The following is a 15,130-nucleotide window of genomic DNA, read 5'->3' on the forward strand; positions in this document are numbered from 1 at the left end:
GAGTTATCTCCGGAATCCACCCTCGCGCATTTCACCACCACCTCTAAACTCTTCACGGGGGGCAGCATTCACGTGTGGAGCGCCTGTTGACCGATTATTTTGTACAGCTTTTGTAGTGTTTTGTACGGCTTGCTTTTGTTGTGCACTAGCGTTACTCCAAGCTTTTTGAGCGTTCTCACGCGTTTGTTGCGCAGCCTGCTTTTCCTGAGGGCTGGCATTTTGATTCCAGTAATTACGGGCACTTTGTTGACGTGCCGCCTGGGTCGCAGCCTGATGGCTTTGATTGATATTGCCGTAACGATTATTTAGTGCAGGGTTGGAATAAGGCACGTTAGCGCGATGCGCTGGGTTGTACTTCCAATCACTTTGATTGCCGTAATGATTGGGACCCATATTGGCGGCATTGTTATAGCCATGATTGAAATTATTGTAGGTGGTGTTGTTGATTACCACTGATCCGCTACCCCAATGCGGCGTCGCCCAAAGAGCAGCACCAACAGCCAAACCAACACCAAAGGAAAAGAACATGCCGCCTGGCGATGGTGCATAAGGATAGAAGGGTGGCGGATAGTAACCAGGATAAGGCCAGGGGCCATACACTAAATACGGGTTGTACGCAGGCACATAAATCACTTGAGGATTGGTAGGTTGAATCACGATGATTTTTTGGCCATCCTGATTTTCAGTGCTAACTGTTTGCTGTGGACCAGATTTGAGATTATTTGCACCCTGCGCTTTAGCCCGCAAAGTCTGCACTGCCTGAAATAAATCCTTTGGTTGAGCCAGATAAGCATCGCCTAATTTTTGAGTCCACGCCAAATCCTTGCCCATTAAGTTCAATGCATCGGGAAATTCAATTAAAGATTTGACACTGTTATCCCAGGGCTGAGTCTTTAATGCCTCTTCTCTAGCGCTGCCAGTAAGCTGTGCATTATTGCGCAGCCAATTATCAGCTTCAGCCACTTCCAAAGGATAAGTTGCGGCAATGAGAACCTGGGCTAATAATGAATCTGGGTATAGAGCAACGGGTGCCACTAAAGATCCCAGTTGGGATTGATTTAAGATCGGCCCACTCTGGGTGGCAGCGGAAGGTGCATTAGGATTGGGTTGTGCCTGCACATACGCCAGTGGGGTACCGGCAATGAATCCTGAAAGTACAGTAACAAGGAGCTTCTTCGAAAATGGGGTGTGTGGGTTTGTAATCATTAAATTACCCTTCTTTAAGCAATATCTAGCTCTATCTTACGCCCGAAATCAAACCATGCCAATTGGATGTACTCAAAAAAACACCAATCCGTAGATTGGTGTTTATGAATCAAATCAGCATTCCATTATTTCTTGGGAGCTGTGATTGCTGCTTTCATCTCGTCAAAATAAATCACCTTAATTTGATCATGTAGCGCAATTTGCTTAAATAATTTCTTATTCTTAATGTGGATGACATGAATCTCTCCATCCATCCCTTTCACTGCAATATTACGTTTGGCTTTATCAATCTCCATGACATCAGTAATCACTGATGTAGTGTTAGTTACAGCACCGGCTGGCTTGTCACCAGGAGCCGCTGAAGTAACGGTAGTAGTTTGATCTTCTTTGCGGATATTGCCCTTGGAATTGAGCAATTCAACAGCAACACCGATCTCAAAAGTGATATTTAAATGATCGCCAACTTTGATTTGGGGAAAGTTCTTAATGGCATGACTAGCAACAAACTGTGTTTCGCCTTGCTCATTTTTTAATGTGACTGTGCGAGTGGCAGAGTCGATTTTTGTTACTGCGCCCTCCATGACTGAATACTTTTCAGCCACTACGATGGCATCCTCAACCAAGGGCTTGGTGCTATCGGCATAGGCCGCATGGCCCATCAATATAAATGCAGTGCCAAGTGAAATGAGTACTGAACGTGTAAGTGCCATATGGATTCCTATTAAAGTATATGTAATTCAATGCTGGGATAATCAGCTTCTAATAATAGTAAATCAATTAAAGATATTCTTGGCAAACTTCTAGCTCTCGTAAGATAATTTAACGATGACATCAGAGCTTAAAAAAGATACGTTAGGCATTTTTCAGTCCCTCATTATTGGGGTTGCCGGCTCAGCCCCCTCTTTTAGTATTTCGGCAACGATGGCAGCCCTCATAGCTGCCGTTGGTGTCCTGGCGCCAGCCAGCCTTCTGTATTGCGGCCTCATGATGGTCGGCATCGTTTTAGCCTATATGCATTTAAATGCGCACCGCCCAAATTCAGGTGCATCCTTTGCCTGGGTTACCGAAATATTTGGCACCTCCCTGGGATTTTTTGCTGGCTGGGCATTGCTAGTTGCCTCTGCCCTATTTATGGTCTCAGCTAGCATTCCTGCAGGGGCTGCCACCCTGCTGCTATTGCGCCCCGAATATGCCGACTCTCAAGTGGCAGTCACCCTGTGTGCAGTTGCTTGGCTTACTCTAATCACCATCTTAGTAGTCAAGGGTATTGGCCTGACCGCCAAGGTTCAGATTGTGATGACCTTAATTGAATTACTTATTTTGTCGGGCATTTCTCTGTTAGTGATTTTCCGCTTTGGGGGCGCAGCGCTCCATGAACTTTCTTGGCATAGCTTTTCGCCCTCCGCCTTTACGCCCAGTGGTTTTGCAAACGGCGCTGTCATTGCACTCTTCTTTTTTTGGGGCTGGGATGTTTCGATTAATTTGAACGAAGAAACTAAAAACCCAGAGAAAGCGCCAGGTTACGGAGTTGTCGGAGCCATTTTGGTCATCATTGCCGCCTTCACGGCGTTTGCAACCATCTCCTTACTTGCACTATCTAACGAAGAAATTTCTCAATCGGGTACTAATATTATTTTTTCAGTGGCTGACAAGGTGCTTCCCGCTCCTTGGAGTTATCTAGCAGTACTAGCACTCATCCTCTCGACGATTGGCACCATTGAAACCTCCATGCTGCAATTTTCTAGGACGATGTTTTCTAAATCGCGTGAAGGCATCTTTCATATTCGCTGGTCTCAAGTCCATGCCCAATGGAAAACACCTTATGCTGCGACCTTTTTAATTGCCTCAATTGGTGCAATACTTTTGCTGCTATCGATCAGCTCCAAAAGTATTGCTGATGTGATGATGGCATCCATCAACATTATTGGAGTGCAGGCCGCCTACTACTATGGCCTAGCAGGCTTTGCCTGTGCTTGGTGTTTTAGAAGACAGGCGCTCGGATCTATTAAGCTGACCATCACCATGGTCATTTGGCCAGTGCTATCGGCCCTGGCACTTTGGTGGGCTGCGGTGATGGCCATCAAGGGGTTTGATGCCCTCACCTCAACCATCGCTATTGGTAGTTTACTGCTGGGCTTTATTCCGCTCTACAAAAGCATTCGGAAACGCGCAAGTCAAAATTAATTCATCGTTTTTAAATAAGCGATGAGATTTTTGCGTTCAGCCTCATCAGCCATACCTGAGTAAGGCATGCGGCTACCAGGAACTAAGGCTTGAGGATTGGCAATGTATTGATCTAAAGAACTTTCATCCCAAGTAATACCACTCTTCTTCAAGGCACTTGAATAACGAAAGCCTTCGACAGTTCCTGCCTGACGCCCATACACTCCAGCCAAACTCGGCCCCAATAAATTTTCACCCGGCTTAATGCTGTGGCAAGCAACGCATTCTTGAAAAGCATTCTTGCCTGCAGCAACGTCTTGGGCAAACGATGCCTGTGAGAAAAGGCATAAGAGAAACAATGATGATGAAAAATAGCGCATTACTTTACCTATTTAAACTAAAGATCCAGGGTTTTTGATATAGCGATTTTTAATGACATCCACAGTCATATAGGCTAATGCACCAACTGGCCCAGTGGGATTGTAGGCAGCGTTATGCGAGAACAAAGAGGCGCCCATAATGAATAAATTATGCGCATCCCATGATTGGCAGTACTTATTCACCGCGCTATTGGTTGGGTTGGTGCCCATAATGGTTCCACCCGTATTGTGAGTGGTTTGATATGGAACGACCGACCATGGTGCTGTCTTTGCTTTCGCAGGACTCAAGAAGTCGGGATTCAGACTCTTAGCAATTTCATTAATTTTTTGAGCCGTGAATTCCGAAAGACGATGCTCATTGGGCTTGTAGTCAAAGGTCATGCGCAACAATGGCATTCCCAAGGCATTCTTATAAGTTGGGTCTAAATCAAGATAGTTATAGCGATTGGCCATGACGCTACCGGCCGAATTAATTGTCATCGAGCGTGAATACCACTTAGCCATCGCTTCTTTCCAAGCCTTACCCCACTTGGGCGTGCCGGGAGGAACTGGGTGGAAATCAATCGGACGGCCACCATACATGCCGCCATTTAAAGTGGTACCACCAACAAAGTTAGGGCCGGAGCGATCGAAGTTCCAGTTGCCGTTGTAATCGTCAACTAGCGTTGTCAGGCCGCCAGTGGACATAAAGGGATTGAAGATCTTGTCATTAAAAAACAGTGTGGCTCCAACACCTGTTTGGTAAGCATAATTTTTTCCAATCACACCTTTTTGCGTCACTGGATCGTAGGGCTTGCCAATACCAGAAGTCAGCATCAAATGTGTATTGTTTAATCCATATGCCGCCAAAATCACAATTTTTGCCGGTTGAAAAAACTCTTCCCCAGTCTGCAAATTGGTATAAGTTACACCAGTAGCCACTTTCTTTTGCTTATCCATATGCACTTTACTGACCACACTAAGTGTGCGCAATTCAAAAGTCGGCTGCTTCATTGCAAAAGGGATCACTGTGATTAATGGGCTTCCTTTGGCGTTGGCTTCACAGCCAAAACGTTCACAAAACCCACAGTACTGACATTGACCCAGCTTAGCGCCATCTGGATTGGTATAAGGTCTAGAAGCATTGGCAACTGGCATTGGGAAAGGATGTAGTCCCATGCTTTTGGTAGCGCCAGCGAATAAATCATTTGCCAAGCTACGCTCTAGAGGCGGCAACGGATAAGGTGATTTACGTGGCGCCTCAAATGGATTACCGCCCTCAACTATTTGCCCATTGAGATTACCTGCTTGCCCAGAAATACCTGCAATTTTTTCAAACTTGTCATAGTAAGGCTCGAGCTCTGCATAGGTAATGCCCCAGTCTTGAATTGTCATATCGTCAGGGATGAACTTCTTGCCATAGCGCTCTTCGTACATCGAGCGAATCTTGAACTCCATATCAGTCCAACGCCAAGTATGACCGTTCCAGTGAACACCCGCACCGCCCAAGCCTTCGCCGAGCAAAAATGATCCTAGCTGGCGCATTGGCAATGCAGTTTGACTAGGGTTATTGCGAACCGTTAAAGTGTCTCTGCGCAAGTCTTGCATCAAGCCATGCCGAATACCAAATTGCAGCTCATCACGAATATGCGGCACAGAAAAATCTTCTTCTGCCGAGCGTGGCGCACCACGCTCTAAGGCCACCACTTTTAAGCCGCTCTCGGAGAGCTCTTTTGACAGAATGCCGCCAGTCCATCCCATGCCAACAATTACAACGTCTACTTCTGGAAGTTTTTTTGCCATGACTTTGCCTTAACTGACGTCCGCAATACCCAAGACTTTTCCTGGGTAGAACTTATTTTTATACTCAACGATATTGCGTGCATTGGTTTCAATTACGCCTGGGAAGCCAATCATTTTCCACGCCGCTTTATTGCTATTACCGCCATAAATTGGATCAGCATATAAACCCTCTACAACAGATTTATAGGCAATATCAAAAAAGAACTTGGATGAGAGGCCGCCCTCAAAAACCATTTTTCCAGAATCAAGAGACTTCAAAACCTCTTCTTTTTTAGAAGTATCTAGCAAGTCAAATGTTTTGCCGTAGAGCGATTCGCAGTGCTGATTAGTTGCCGCAATACCTGCGCGATAAACCTGCGATGGCAACAAAGGAGACTGATACCCCTGAGTGGGTAACCCAACTGACCAGGGGCCTTGCATATACATGCGATCCCCTTTACCCCAGCTACCCGCTAAAGCGCGGTCAATAAAAATATTGATACCTAGATCAGTGCCCTTGGGGGTGAATTGATCGGCGGGTACCATATGATCAACGAAGGCCTCAACAAAGCTAGCCTCGATTGGCGTCAGAAAAACATAAGCCGCGATTGGGGCGCTAGCGTCTCCATTCTTTTGAACAAGCAACGATTGTGCGCTGGATACCCCCGGGGCACCCATCACGGCACCACCCACCAGAGCTCCCTTGAGGAGCTGGCGACGTGAGCTATTTTTTAAATCTTGATTTGTATCATCCATCAGAATTCCTTGAATGTGTCAGTCATAAAAAGTAAAGCTTGGTTTTTATTTTTCAGGCTTAAATGTGGTGTCTAAAAATTCTTGCACCCCTGCAAACATGAGCATCCGATTTTTTTCCATGATCAAGGTATGAGTGCCCTCGCTAATTTGTAACATAATTTTGTATGGCGCATTGACAAGCTTTGTATAGTATTCATAAAGCATGTAGCTTGGTAAATCAGCATCCCACTCCGCATGCACCAACATCACTGGCACGTGGATGTTAGCTGGGTCATAAACAGGCTTACCTACAGCCCAATACTCGCGGACATCTTTGACAGTGCCATTGGGGGCGCGCACTTTTTGCGGCGTTTGATTTCTGCCCCAAGGATCGGTATCAAAGGTTGCTTTTGCCCATTGATCAAACCAGCCTTCTGGAATGAGTGTGCTCTTGGCATCTTCGGGCACCCCAGTAAGCCAGCGCGCCTTTGCATCAGCTACCGAAGCCACGCGATACGCTCCCAATACTCCCCCTTTATCCGTGAGGGATGGTCCGCCTTGGCGCAACCATTGCGGTGCATACAGCACCAATTTATTCACCTTATCGTTATGCTCGGTGGTGTACTTGCCCATGATGGTGGTGCCCCAAGACCAGCCAAGCAAATTGAGTTTGGCGATATGGCGTTGCTCGAGAATGTAATTGACAGCGCTCGATACATCCCTCACTGCCACATCGGTAGTTACCAAAGGAGCATTTTGTTCAGCAGGCTGATCCATCTCAGGGGGGCGAGTTGATTTACCGTAACCCCGTAAATCCACCAACCAGACGTCGTAACCTCTGGCGGCCATGTACTCCATCCAAGAGACTCCACCAAGGGGCAGATCAAAAGCCGTTTCGGCGGGGTAGGTTGAACCATGAACATAGAGAACGGTCTTTTCCGGGGAGAATGTCTTCATCCCAGCCAAATGCTTATTGCGCACATAGAGCGAAATCCCAGCGGTATCGCTAGGAATCATGTATTCGGCCATTTGGATTTTGCTTGCTGCAAAGGCAGAACCCAAGCCAAGGCAAAGGGATAAGGCAAGCAACAATTGACTCAATTTCGTCATGCGTAAGGTCACCGCTTATCTCCTATTTCTATATTTTTAGTTATAAATACCCTTTAAGCATCTAGGGAAATCATAGCATTGATAGAAATAGTGATCCTTGACCTGCGGCAAGCCTAAAAAACCCAGCATTGGATGTTTCCAGGCAAAAAAACCACCCCGAAGAGTGGTTGTCAATATCCAAAATACGCCATTGAGATTTTGAATTTAGTTAGATGTCCCTGTTGTGTAATCGTAGGTTGGGACATCTTTAATTTTTTGACCGCTCAATGCCAGACTATGCAATGTCTCGCTAGACTCAACCATTAATCCAGCAGCCTTGGTCTTCATTGCCTCTAATTTCTCGTAAATGCGAGGAAATTTAGGATTGAGCTCATTTGGAATCTGATGTGGATTGTTTTGAGCTTCAATTGATCCATTCATCATGCTTGCCTCTACGCTACCAGTCACCATCCAAACCGCACAGGCAGCTAGAAAGAATCCGGCATATGTCATTGCACGGGTAATCCCCCCACAGGTTAACTGAGCTCAGAGGTAGAATTTTCTCGAATATAGAGGAGTTCTACATGAAGCGTTCTAAATTTACTGATAGCCAGATCATGGATGCCCTAAAACGGGTGGATGCTGGCCTAGCAGTTCCAGAAATCTGTCGTGAACTGGGTATCAGCACTGCTACTTTCTACAAGTGGCGCTCTAAATATGGCGGCATGGACACTTCCATGATGGCCCGCATGAAGGAGCTTGAGGCTGAAAATGCCAGGCTTAAGAAGATGTACATCGAAGAGAAGCTCAAGGCGGAGATCTTAAACGAGGCCATCACAAAAAAGTGGTGAGCCCAATCTCACAGACGTGAGATGGCCCAAAAGGCAGTCAGAGAGAAGGCAATCCCCATTCGATTGGCCTGCGCTATCTTTAGCGTGAGCGAGACCTGCTATCGCTATGAAGCGAAGAACAATGTGCAGAACGAGCTCATTGCCAACTGGCTGATCCGCTTAACGGACAACAACCGCAGTTGGGGGTTTGGCCTTTGTTATTTGTATCTACGCAATGTCAAGAACTACACATGGAACCACAAACGCATCTACCGGATTTACCGCGAGCTTGAGCTCAACCTGCGCATCAAACCCCGTAAGCGTTTGGTGCGAGATAAGCCAGATGCATTGGTCGTGCCGCTGAGTATTAACCAAGTCTGGTCAATCGTCCCGCGGGATTCCCTTCGGTCACTTTATGCATGACCAGTTGCAAGATGGCAGAAGTATCCGTCTGTTTAATGTGATTGATGACTTTAATCGTGAAGCCTTAGGTATTGAAGTGGACTTCTCATTGCCGGCAGAGCGAGTAGTTCGTAGCTTAGATCAAATTATTGCTTGGCGAGGTAAGCCTGCTGTTATACGAGCGGACAACGTACTAAATGCAAGAACTTTTTCCAGCGATAGGCAAAGCCATACCGTAACTGCAATTTGCAGTTAAAAAAATCAAACTTACTACTTGTCTATACCCAAACGGTCACTTCCACAAATAAATCAGGGGTCCCGATTAACCATAATTAACACAAGATCCGCCACTTCACGTTTTGGTCTTTACCCTACTTAAAACAATCTGAGGTCCCAGTGGAAGGTCCAAACATTATCTACGAGGTCCTTGCGGCCTCTACGGCCCTACAGAGAGGGATCGATCCACTGGGTAAAGCTTTTTCATAGTAACCTTGATACATCTGTTTTGACTTCACTAATCCATACACTACACGCGCCATCTTCGCTGCCACCGCAGTCCTTGCTTTACGTTGTAAATCCTTATCCTGCGGTGCGCCTTTAATATAGCGGCTATATTTTTGCTGAAAACTATTTTCTGGTTGAGCGATAGCAGTGTTCACTGCCATCCATAACGCCAAACGTAAACGCGCATTACCTCGTTTAGAGATTTGTTCTTGACCACGGTAGTTGCCTGATTGATTTTTGGCTAGATCAAACCCGCAATACTTCAAGAACTGACGATGATGGCTAAAGCGACGTAGATCCCCGCCTTCCGCCAGAATCGTTAGGGCATTAATCGGGCCAATCCCCGGCACACTTTGCAAGATGGCAGAATCCGGGTTATCGGCCAATACTGCTTGAGCTGTCTCTTCTAATTGCTTGCGACAAGCATTGATCTCTTGATAGCGTCTCAGTTGTATTTGAAAGGTTTTGCAAGCCAAGGAATCTGCCTCAACAGGTAGTCCAATGCTATGCAAGGCGGTCTCATAGAGCTCAATAAGCTTAGCCGCTTTATTAACCTTGCGGCCAATGACAGGGCTGGCAATCTGGCAAAACGCTTCTTGAGAGTGCTTCGTTACTGCGCTAGGGATGGGGAAGTGCAAAAGATAATTAATCCACCAGTCTGCGCGAGTACTGTTCCACCATTTACCCATCTCCGGAAAATATAGTGGCAGGTAATGGGTAAGGAGGGAATGCTGTAAGCGCGTGCGACTCAAGGTCACTTGATAGTAGGTTTTAGATAACTCTTGGAGATCATGATGCCCTGCAATTAATGGGTCAACATAACGTTGAATAATCCCTTGCTTAAGCAGCTCTAAAAGCACTGCAGCATCCTTGGGGTCATTTTTATCCCAGGAGTTGAACATCACCTCTCTGTACCGGGCACTAGCTACCGAGGAAATAAAACAGACTTCAAACCCCGCCGCTACCAAGCGATGCCCTAATGCGCGGTGGTAATTGCCGGTTGCCTCAAACCCAATAATGCAAGGCGGCGGTAAGCTCTTTAGAAAAGCAATAAAACGATCATGATCGGCAGCAGAATTAGCCATCCGAAAATGCTGTCGTTTACCTTCTTTAGTCTCGCTTAACACGGTATTAAAGTCCTTGGCAATATCAATTGCAATCCATGCCCCATAGGGTTTATTGTTTAAGTGGTCAGCCATAGCAATACTCCTTATTGATGATCTCGCAATCACCAGCATGGCTTAAATTGCTGCGGCTGACTACCATTCTGCATGTACTATGGCCCGGAACTTGTCAGTGGCAGACTGATGGAGTGGGCAGCAAAGCATCAAATCCACATACAACATATCCAACCAGGTAAACCACAACAAAATGCCTATGTAGAGCGCTTTAATCGCACCGTCAGATACGAATGGTTATCACAGCATTATTGGGAAAGCATTAACGAAGTTCAGGAGTTTGCAACGCAATGGATGTATAAATAGACCGAAGGGAATCCCGCGGGACAATCATCAACGTCCAAATATGGCATTGGGCGGCATTACCCCGAAACAGCGACTGGCCATGGTTGCTTAACTAATCCTACTTTTAGGTTCGGTTAAATAAGGGGGGATTACCAGTCAAGCTCAGCCATTTTCAGCCAACAAAACATCAGTGTTGGCGGCTTTGCTACAGGCTTGGGCTACAAGCAGATGTTTAGCGACTCATTTTATGGTTTTGGCGAGGTGAACTATGCAGCCTTCTCACCTAAATCAGTCACCATAGCCACAGATGCGGGCACTATTAATTCAACCACGAAAGGTACAGGCACTGACTTTATTGTTGGTGTTGGTTACCGCTTCTAATCTAACCGCGTATATGAATAAATCCCCCTCGATGGGGCTTTATTTTTTACTGCTGATGAGTACTTTTTAGATACCGCAGCTCAATGCGCCCGGATCATCTTGTTTGATGCCCGCGCCCCCCTTCGCTATAGCCACTTGCATATCTCTTGGCAGCTGAACACTATTTTTTACGGCAAGTATTTCCGCCATGACGCTGACTGCAATTTCAGAGGGTGTTTTGCTGCCAATATAAATTCCAATCGGGCCTCTTAATCCTGAAATAGATTCCTCAGTGTGTCCAAAGTGCTCAATTAAACGTTGCTTACGTGCCTCACTATTTCTGCGAGAACCAATGGCGCCAATATAAAAAGCTTTAGTCTGCAAGGCATCTAGCAGAGCTAAATCATCTAACTTGGGATCATGCGTTAAAGCCACTACGCAACTACGACTATCTAACTTCATGGCAATGACGACATCATCAGGCATCTCGGATGTCAGGGTCACGCCCTCCACTTTCCAGCTGCCTCGATATTCAGCGCGGGGATCACAAACTGTGACATTAAAGCCATTAAATAAGGCCATGATGGCTAGATACTCAGATAACTGCCCAGCCCCGATAATCAACATACGGTATTCAGGGCCAAAGGTATTCCTTAATTCCTGAGAGCTTACTGACAATGCTTCTGGTGCATTGACTTTACTCAGCTGCACTACCCCATCATTCAAACGAGTAATTCGCTGCACCAACAACCCAGAGGAGAGTTGCTGAACTAACTGACTCAACATCTCCACATCAATCTCAAACTCCAGCAATAGCTCCAAAGTACCTCCACAAGGTAGTCCAAAGCGATGAGCCTCGTCTGCCGTGATGCCATACTTTAAAAATTGGGGAGGCCCAGAAGGGAATTCTTTGCTGGCGCCATAGCTACGAATCAAATCATCTTCAATGCAGCCGCCCGAGATACTACCCACAACACTACCATCCTCACAAAGCGCCATGATCGATCCAATCGGTCTTGGCGAGGAGCCCCAGGTGCGCACTACTGTAGCTAATAAGGCCCTCTTACCAGACCTTCTCCAGTCCAATAAAGTGCGCAGTACAACAAGATCTACATTTTCCATAAAGCCAATCTTAGTTCAATTGGGTAGATTTGGAAGTGTCAACACCATACCCAACTCTTGCCTGAACTTCTGCAAATCGGCAATGGAGTCCACATCCCATAGAAAGTGGGCATTGCTAGTTTCAAGCAGACTGACCATTTCTGGATGTTGATCCATAAAATTGCGGCATACCATCTCAGGTCCAGATGCCAGTATTTGCTTTAAGGCATTTCTGCCAATCAAAACTGGATTACCCCTTTTGCCATCGACCATGGGCAAAATAATCTCGCCAGACCCTCGATTCATAAATGCCTCTATTAATTGGGCAATGTCTGCGGCATTAATTAAAGGCTGATCACAAAGCAGCATGATCACCCCATCGAGATCTTGATTGATGGCTTCCAACCCCAAGCGCACTGATGAGGGCTGTCCCAAAGCGGGATTGGGATTGCGAACTATCCGGACCGGATGATCTTTAAGGACTGGCTCGATAAATGCATGGTAATAGCCTGTTACAACAAGTATTTCAGCGACAGCAGCCTCTGATAATGCCCGCAACATATGCTCAATGAGTGGGATGCCCTCCATCTGAATGAGGGCTTTGGGGATAGAACCCATTCTGACTCCCTCGCCAGCCGCCAAGACAATGGCGCCTATATTTAACCCAATAGCCTTGCTGGCTGGTTTATCGCCTTGATTGCTTGATTTCATGGTCTGAATGATCTCTTTTTTAGCTTTGAACTCAATTTAGCAGCACTGCAGCCTAGACACATTTTATTTATCCAAAAGAGCGATACTGGCTGTAGGCGCTTTTTTTCTTAATCCAATAAATCGATAACTATTATCAATTCTATTCATTAGACAAATAATTACTTAGCCTAGACAATGTCCAAGTTGTCACTCATTTTTTAAACAAGAAAGGAACACCATGTCCATTATTAACACTCCAGTAATTCCATTTAAAACCCAAGCTTTCCACAATGGTAAGTTTATTACCCTGACTGAAGAGTCACTCAAGGGCCATTGGTCTGTATTGATTTTCATGCCAGCAGCATTCACATTCAACTGCCCAACAGAAATTGAAGATGCAGCAGAGAACTATGCTGAATTCCAAAAAATGGGTGCTGAAGTTTATATCATCACAACTGATACTCACTTCTCACACAAAGTTTGGCATGAGACTTCCCCAGCTGTAGGTAAGGCGAAGTTCCCATTGGTTGGCGATCCAACACACACCCTTACACGTGGTTTTGGCGTACACATCGATGAAGAAGGCTTAGCCTTGCGCGGCACATTCATCATCAATCCAGAAGGCGTTATCAAGACAGCTGAAATCCATTCAAACGAAATCGCTCGTGATGTATCTGAAACTCTGCGCAAGCTCAAAGCTGCACAGTACACAGCCGCTCACCCAGGTGAAGTTTGCCCAGCAAAATGGAAAGAAGGCGCAGCTACATTGACTCCTTCTTTAGATTTAGTAGGCAAGATCTAATAAAGCATTCTTCACAATAGACTCTCTTAGAGAGTCTATTGGAGAGAACTCAGATTCTCTCCAATAGACTGCCTAAATACACCAATCAAGGAATTACCATGTTAGATAGCAATATCAAATCCCAGTTAAAGACCTACTTTGAGAGGATTGTTCAACCAATCGTTCTCACCGCATCACTCAATGACAGCCCAGCTGCCGGAGAAATGCTCGAGCTCTTAAATGAGGTTGCTGAGCAATCTGACAAGATTACGATCAAAACGGATGGCAATGCCACTAACAAGCCTAGCTTCACCGTCAGTAAAGCTGGTGAAGCAGCTCGCATTACATTTGCTGGATTACCAATGGGTCATGAGATGACTTCTTTCATCTTGGCTATTTTGCAGGTGAGCGGTTATCCACCCAAGGTAGAAGATGAAGTGATTGCGCAGATTAAAGGCATTACGCAAAAACTGAAATTTCAGACCTTCATTTCCTTGTCGTGTCACAACTGTCCAGATGTAGTGCAGGCCTTAAATTTGATGGCTGCCCTTAACTCCAATATCGAACATGAAATGATCGATGGCGCCCTGTATCAGGAATTGGTTGATGCCCATCAAATTATGGCTGTGCCAACCGTCATTCTGAATAAAGAATCCTTTGGCCAAGGTCGCATGGGTATTGAAGAAATTATTGTTAAATTGAATGCCAATAATCCAGCCGAGGACATGGCCAAGTTCAATGCAAAAGATAAATACGATGTGTTGATCGTAGGCGGCGGTCCAGCTGGTGCAGCTGCTGCTATCTATGCCGCACGCAAAGGAATTCGCACTGGTGTTGTAGCTGAGCGCTTTGGCGGTCAAGTCTTAGATACGATGGCGATTGAAAACTTCATTTCTGTCCAAGAGACTGATGGCCCTAAACTTGCTATGGCACTGGAGCAACACGTCAAGAGCTACGATGTCGACATCATGAATTTGCAACGCGCTAGCGCATTACGTCATTCAGACAATGGTATTGAGCTTGAGTTAGCCAATGGTGCGGTACTCAAAAGTAAATCGGTCATTATCAGCACCGGTGCCCGCTGGAGAGAAATGAATGTCCCAGGCGAAACCGAATACCGCAACAAAGGTGTGGCCTACTGCCCCCATTGCGATGGTCCTCTATTTAAAGGTAAACGCGTTGCAGTCATTGGCGGTGGAAATTCTGGTGTTGAGGCGGCGATTGATTTGGCCGGACTCGTTAGCCACGTTACCCTCATTGAGTTTGACAGCGCACTCCGTGCTGATGCTATTTTGCAGAAAAAACTCTTCAGCCTACCCAATGTCACAGTGATTAAGAGTGCCCTTACTAAAGAAGTATTGGGCGATGGCAGCAAAGTAAGTGCCTTAAAGTATGAAGATCGCACCACCAATGAAATGCATACTATTGAACTAGAGGGCATCTTTGTACAAATTGGCTTGCTGCCAAATACAGAATGGCTCAAAGGCACGATTGATTTATCCCCTCGCGGAGAAATCATGGTTGATCCAAAAGGTGAAACTTCTGTGCCAGGCGTCTTTGCTGCCGGAGATTGCAGCACTGCCCCCTACAAGCAAATCATTATTGCGATGGGTGAAGGCGCCAAAACGGCATTATCTGCTTTTGACTTCTTGATCCGCTCTTAAG

The 15,130-nt window shown here is 46.0% G+C and carries 14 protein-coding genes and 2 pseudogenes; 6 read left to right on the plus strand and 10 right to left on the minus strand.

Annotated elements, in window-relative coordinates; all coding sequences use genetic code 11:
* Window positions 1-3: 3 nt before the first annotated feature.
* Both M2125_RS06190 and M2125_RS06195 read right to left on the minus strand, forming a co-directional pair.
* Window positions 4-1,206 (minus strand): DUF3300 domain-containing protein, encoded by a 1,203-nt coding sequence (locus tag M2125_RS06190; RefSeq protein ID WP_280742710.1) that lies wholly within the window; start codon window positions 1,204-1,206, stop codon window positions 4-6.
* 125 nt (window positions 1,207-1,331) lie between these two features.
* Window positions 1,332-1,916, minus strand: coding sequence for a hypothetical protein (locus M2125_RS06195; RefSeq protein WP_076023445.1), 585 nt, complete (start codon window positions 1,914-1,916; stop codon window positions 1,332-1,334).
* A gap of 115 nt (window positions 1,917-2,031) precedes the next feature.
* Here M2125_RS06195 and M2125_RS06200 point away from each other — a divergent pair, with 115 nt between their 5' ends.
* Window positions 2,032-3,390, plus strand: coding sequence for an APC family permease (locus M2125_RS06200; RefSeq protein ID WP_076023444.1), 1,359 nt, complete (start codon window positions 2,032-2,034; stop codon window positions 3,388-3,390).
* Here the strand turns inward: M2125_RS06200 and M2125_RS06205 are convergent.
* The 5 genes from M2125_RS06205 to M2125_RS06225 form a co-directional block, all read right to left on the minus strand.
* A complete protein-coding gene (locus M2125_RS06205; RefSeq protein ID WP_280742711.1) occupies window positions 3,387-3,749 on the minus strand; it encodes a c-type cytochrome in 363 nt (120 codons plus the stop codon). The genes M2125_RS06200 and M2125_RS06205 overlap by 4 nt on opposite strands.
* Window positions 3,750-3,761: 12 nt before the next feature.
* Complete coding sequence (locus M2125_RS06210) at window positions 3,762-5,531, minus strand: GMC family oxidoreductase (RefSeq protein ID WP_280742047.1); 1,770 nt, start codon at window positions 5,529-5,531, stop codon at window positions 3,762-3,764.
* Between the two features lie 9 nt (window positions 5,532-5,540).
* Window positions 5,541-6,266 carry a gluconate 2-dehydrogenase subunit 3 family protein gene (locus M2125_RS06215; RefSeq protein WP_076023441.1) on the minus strand — a complete coding sequence of 242 codons (726 nt, stop codon included), beginning with the start codon at window positions 6,264-6,266 and terminating at the stop codon, window positions 5,541-5,543.
* Between the two features lie 45 nt (window positions 6,267-6,311).
* Entirely contained in the window at window positions 6,312-7,355 is a 1,044-nt protein-coding gene (locus M2125_RS06220; RefSeq protein ID WP_076023440.1) for an alpha/beta hydrolase, read from the minus strand.
* A gap of 204 nt (window positions 7,356-7,559) precedes the next feature.
* Entirely contained in the window at window positions 7,560-7,847 is a 288-nt protein-coding gene (locus M2125_RS06225; protein WP_076023439.1) for a DUF2408 domain-containing protein, read from the minus strand.
* A gap of 71 nt (window positions 7,848-7,918) precedes the next feature.
* Between M2125_RS06225 and M2125_RS06230 the strand changes: the two are divergent.
* A pseudogene (locus tag M2125_RS06230) lies at window positions 7,919-8,756 on the plus strand (transposase); the annotation flags it as partial.
* Between the two features lie 226 nt (window positions 8,757-8,982).
* Here the strand turns inward: M2125_RS06230 and M2125_RS06235 are convergent.
* Complete coding sequence (locus M2125_RS06235) at window positions 8,983-10,269, minus strand: IS110 family RNA-guided transposase (RefSeq protein ID WP_280742712.1); 1,287 nt, start codon at window positions 10,267-10,269, stop codon at window positions 8,983-8,985.
* An 81-nt stretch (window positions 10,270-10,350) separates the two neighbouring features.
* Between M2125_RS06235 and M2125_RS06240 the strand changes: the two are divergent.
* Both M2125_RS06240 and M2125_RS06245 read left to right on the plus strand, forming a co-directional pair.
* Window positions 10,351-10,645: pseudogene (locus M2125_RS06240) on the plus strand (integrase core domain-containing protein); the annotation flags it as partial.
* Window positions 10,646-10,761: 116 nt separating this feature from the next.
* Window positions 10,762-10,914, plus strand: coding sequence for a hypothetical protein (locus tag M2125_RS06245; protein WP_158025488.1), 153 nt, complete (start codon window positions 10,762-10,764; stop codon window positions 10,912-10,914).
* A gap of 66 nt (window positions 10,915-10,980) precedes the next feature.
* Here M2125_RS06245 and M2125_RS06250 read toward each other — a convergent pair whose 3' ends face one another.
* Both M2125_RS06250 and M2125_RS06255 read right to left on the minus strand, forming a co-directional pair.
* Entirely contained in the window at window positions 10,981-12,015 is a 1,035-nt protein-coding gene (locus tag M2125_RS06250) for an XdhC family protein (RefSeq protein ID WP_280742713.1), read from the minus strand.
* Between the two features lie 15 nt (window positions 12,016-12,030).
* Complete coding sequence (locus M2125_RS06255) at window positions 12,031-12,705, minus strand: nucleotidyltransferase family protein (RefSeq protein WP_280742715.1); 675 nt, start codon at window positions 12,703-12,705, stop codon at window positions 12,031-12,033.
* A 217-nt stretch (window positions 12,706-12,922) separates the two neighbouring features.
* Between M2125_RS06255 and ahpC the strand changes: the two genes are divergently transcribed.
* Together ahpC and ahpF are read left to right on the plus strand one after the other, a co-directional pair.
* Window positions 12,923-13,486, plus strand: coding sequence for an alkyl hydroperoxide reductase subunit C (gene ahpC, locus M2125_RS06260; protein ID WP_076024266.1), 564 nt, complete (start codon window positions 12,923-12,925; stop codon window positions 13,484-13,486).
* Window positions 13,487-13,584: 98 nt separating this feature from the next.
* Complete coding sequence (ahpF, locus tag M2125_RS06265; RefSeq protein WP_280742717.1) at window positions 13,585-15,129, plus strand: alkyl hydroperoxide reductase subunit F; 1,545 nt, start codon at window positions 13,585-13,587, stop codon at window positions 15,127-15,129.
* Window position 15,130 lies beyond the last annotated feature (1 nt).

The organism is Polynucleobacter sphagniphilus (assembly GCF_029892205.1).
GTDB classification, from domain to species: Bacteria; Pseudomonadota; Gammaproteobacteria; order Burkholderiales; family Burkholderiaceae; genus Polynucleobacter; species Polynucleobacter sphagniphilus.

Excerpts from the sequence above, each read along its gene's own strand:
- M2125_RS06190 (WP_280742710.1), bottom strand. The coding sequence starts at position 1,206 with ATGATTACAAACCCACACACCCCATTTTCGAAGAAGCTCCTTGTTACT.
- M2125_RS06195 (WP_076023445.1), bottom strand. The coding sequence starts at position 1,916 with ATGGCACTTACACGTTCAGTACTCATTTCACTTGGCACTGCATTTATA.
- M2125_RS06200 (WP_076023444.1), top strand. The coding sequence starts at position 2,032 with ATGACATCAGAGCTTAAAAAAGATACGTTAGGCATTTTTCAGTCCCTC.
- M2125_RS06205 (WP_280742711.1), bottom strand. The coding sequence starts at position 3,749 with ATGCGCTATTTTTCATCATCATTGTTTCTCTTATGCCTTTTCTCACAG.
- M2125_RS06210 (WP_280742047.1), bottom strand. The coding sequence starts at position 5,531 with ATGGCAAAAAAACTTCCAGAAGTAGACGTTGTAATTGTTGGCATGGGA.
- M2125_RS06215 (WP_076023441.1), bottom strand. The coding sequence starts at position 6,266 with ATGGATGATACAAATCAAGATTTAAAAAATAGCTCACGTCGCCAGCTC.
- M2125_RS06220 (WP_076023440.1), bottom strand. The coding sequence starts at position 7,355 with ATGACGAAATTGAGTCAATTGTTGCTTGCCTTATCCCTTTGCCTTGGC.
- M2125_RS06225 (WP_076023439.1), bottom strand. The coding sequence starts at position 7,847 with ATGACATATGCCGGATTCTTTCTAGCTGCCTGTGCGGTTTGGATGGTG.
- M2125_RS06235 (WP_280742712.1), bottom strand. The coding sequence starts at position 10,269 with ATGGCTGACCACTTAAACAATAAACCCTATGGGGCATGGATTGCAATT.
- M2125_RS06245 (WP_158025488.1), top strand. The coding sequence starts at position 10,762 with ATGTTTAGCGACTCATTTTATGGTTTTGGCGAGGTGAACTATGCAGCC.
- M2125_RS06250 (WP_280742713.1), bottom strand. The coding sequence starts at position 12,015 with ATGGAAAATGTAGATCTTGTTGTACTGCGCACTTTATTGGACTGGAGA.
- M2125_RS06255 (WP_280742715.1), bottom strand. The coding sequence starts at position 12,705 with ATGAAATCAAGCAATCAAGGCGATAAACCAGCCAGCAAGGCTATTGGG.
- ahpC (WP_076024266.1), top strand. The coding sequence starts at position 12,923 with ATGTCCATTATTAACACTCCAGTAATTCCATTTAAAACCCAAGCTTTC.
- ahpF (WP_280742717.1), top strand. The coding sequence starts at position 13,585 with ATGTTAGATAGCAATATCAAATCCCAGTTAAAGACCTACTTTGAGAGG.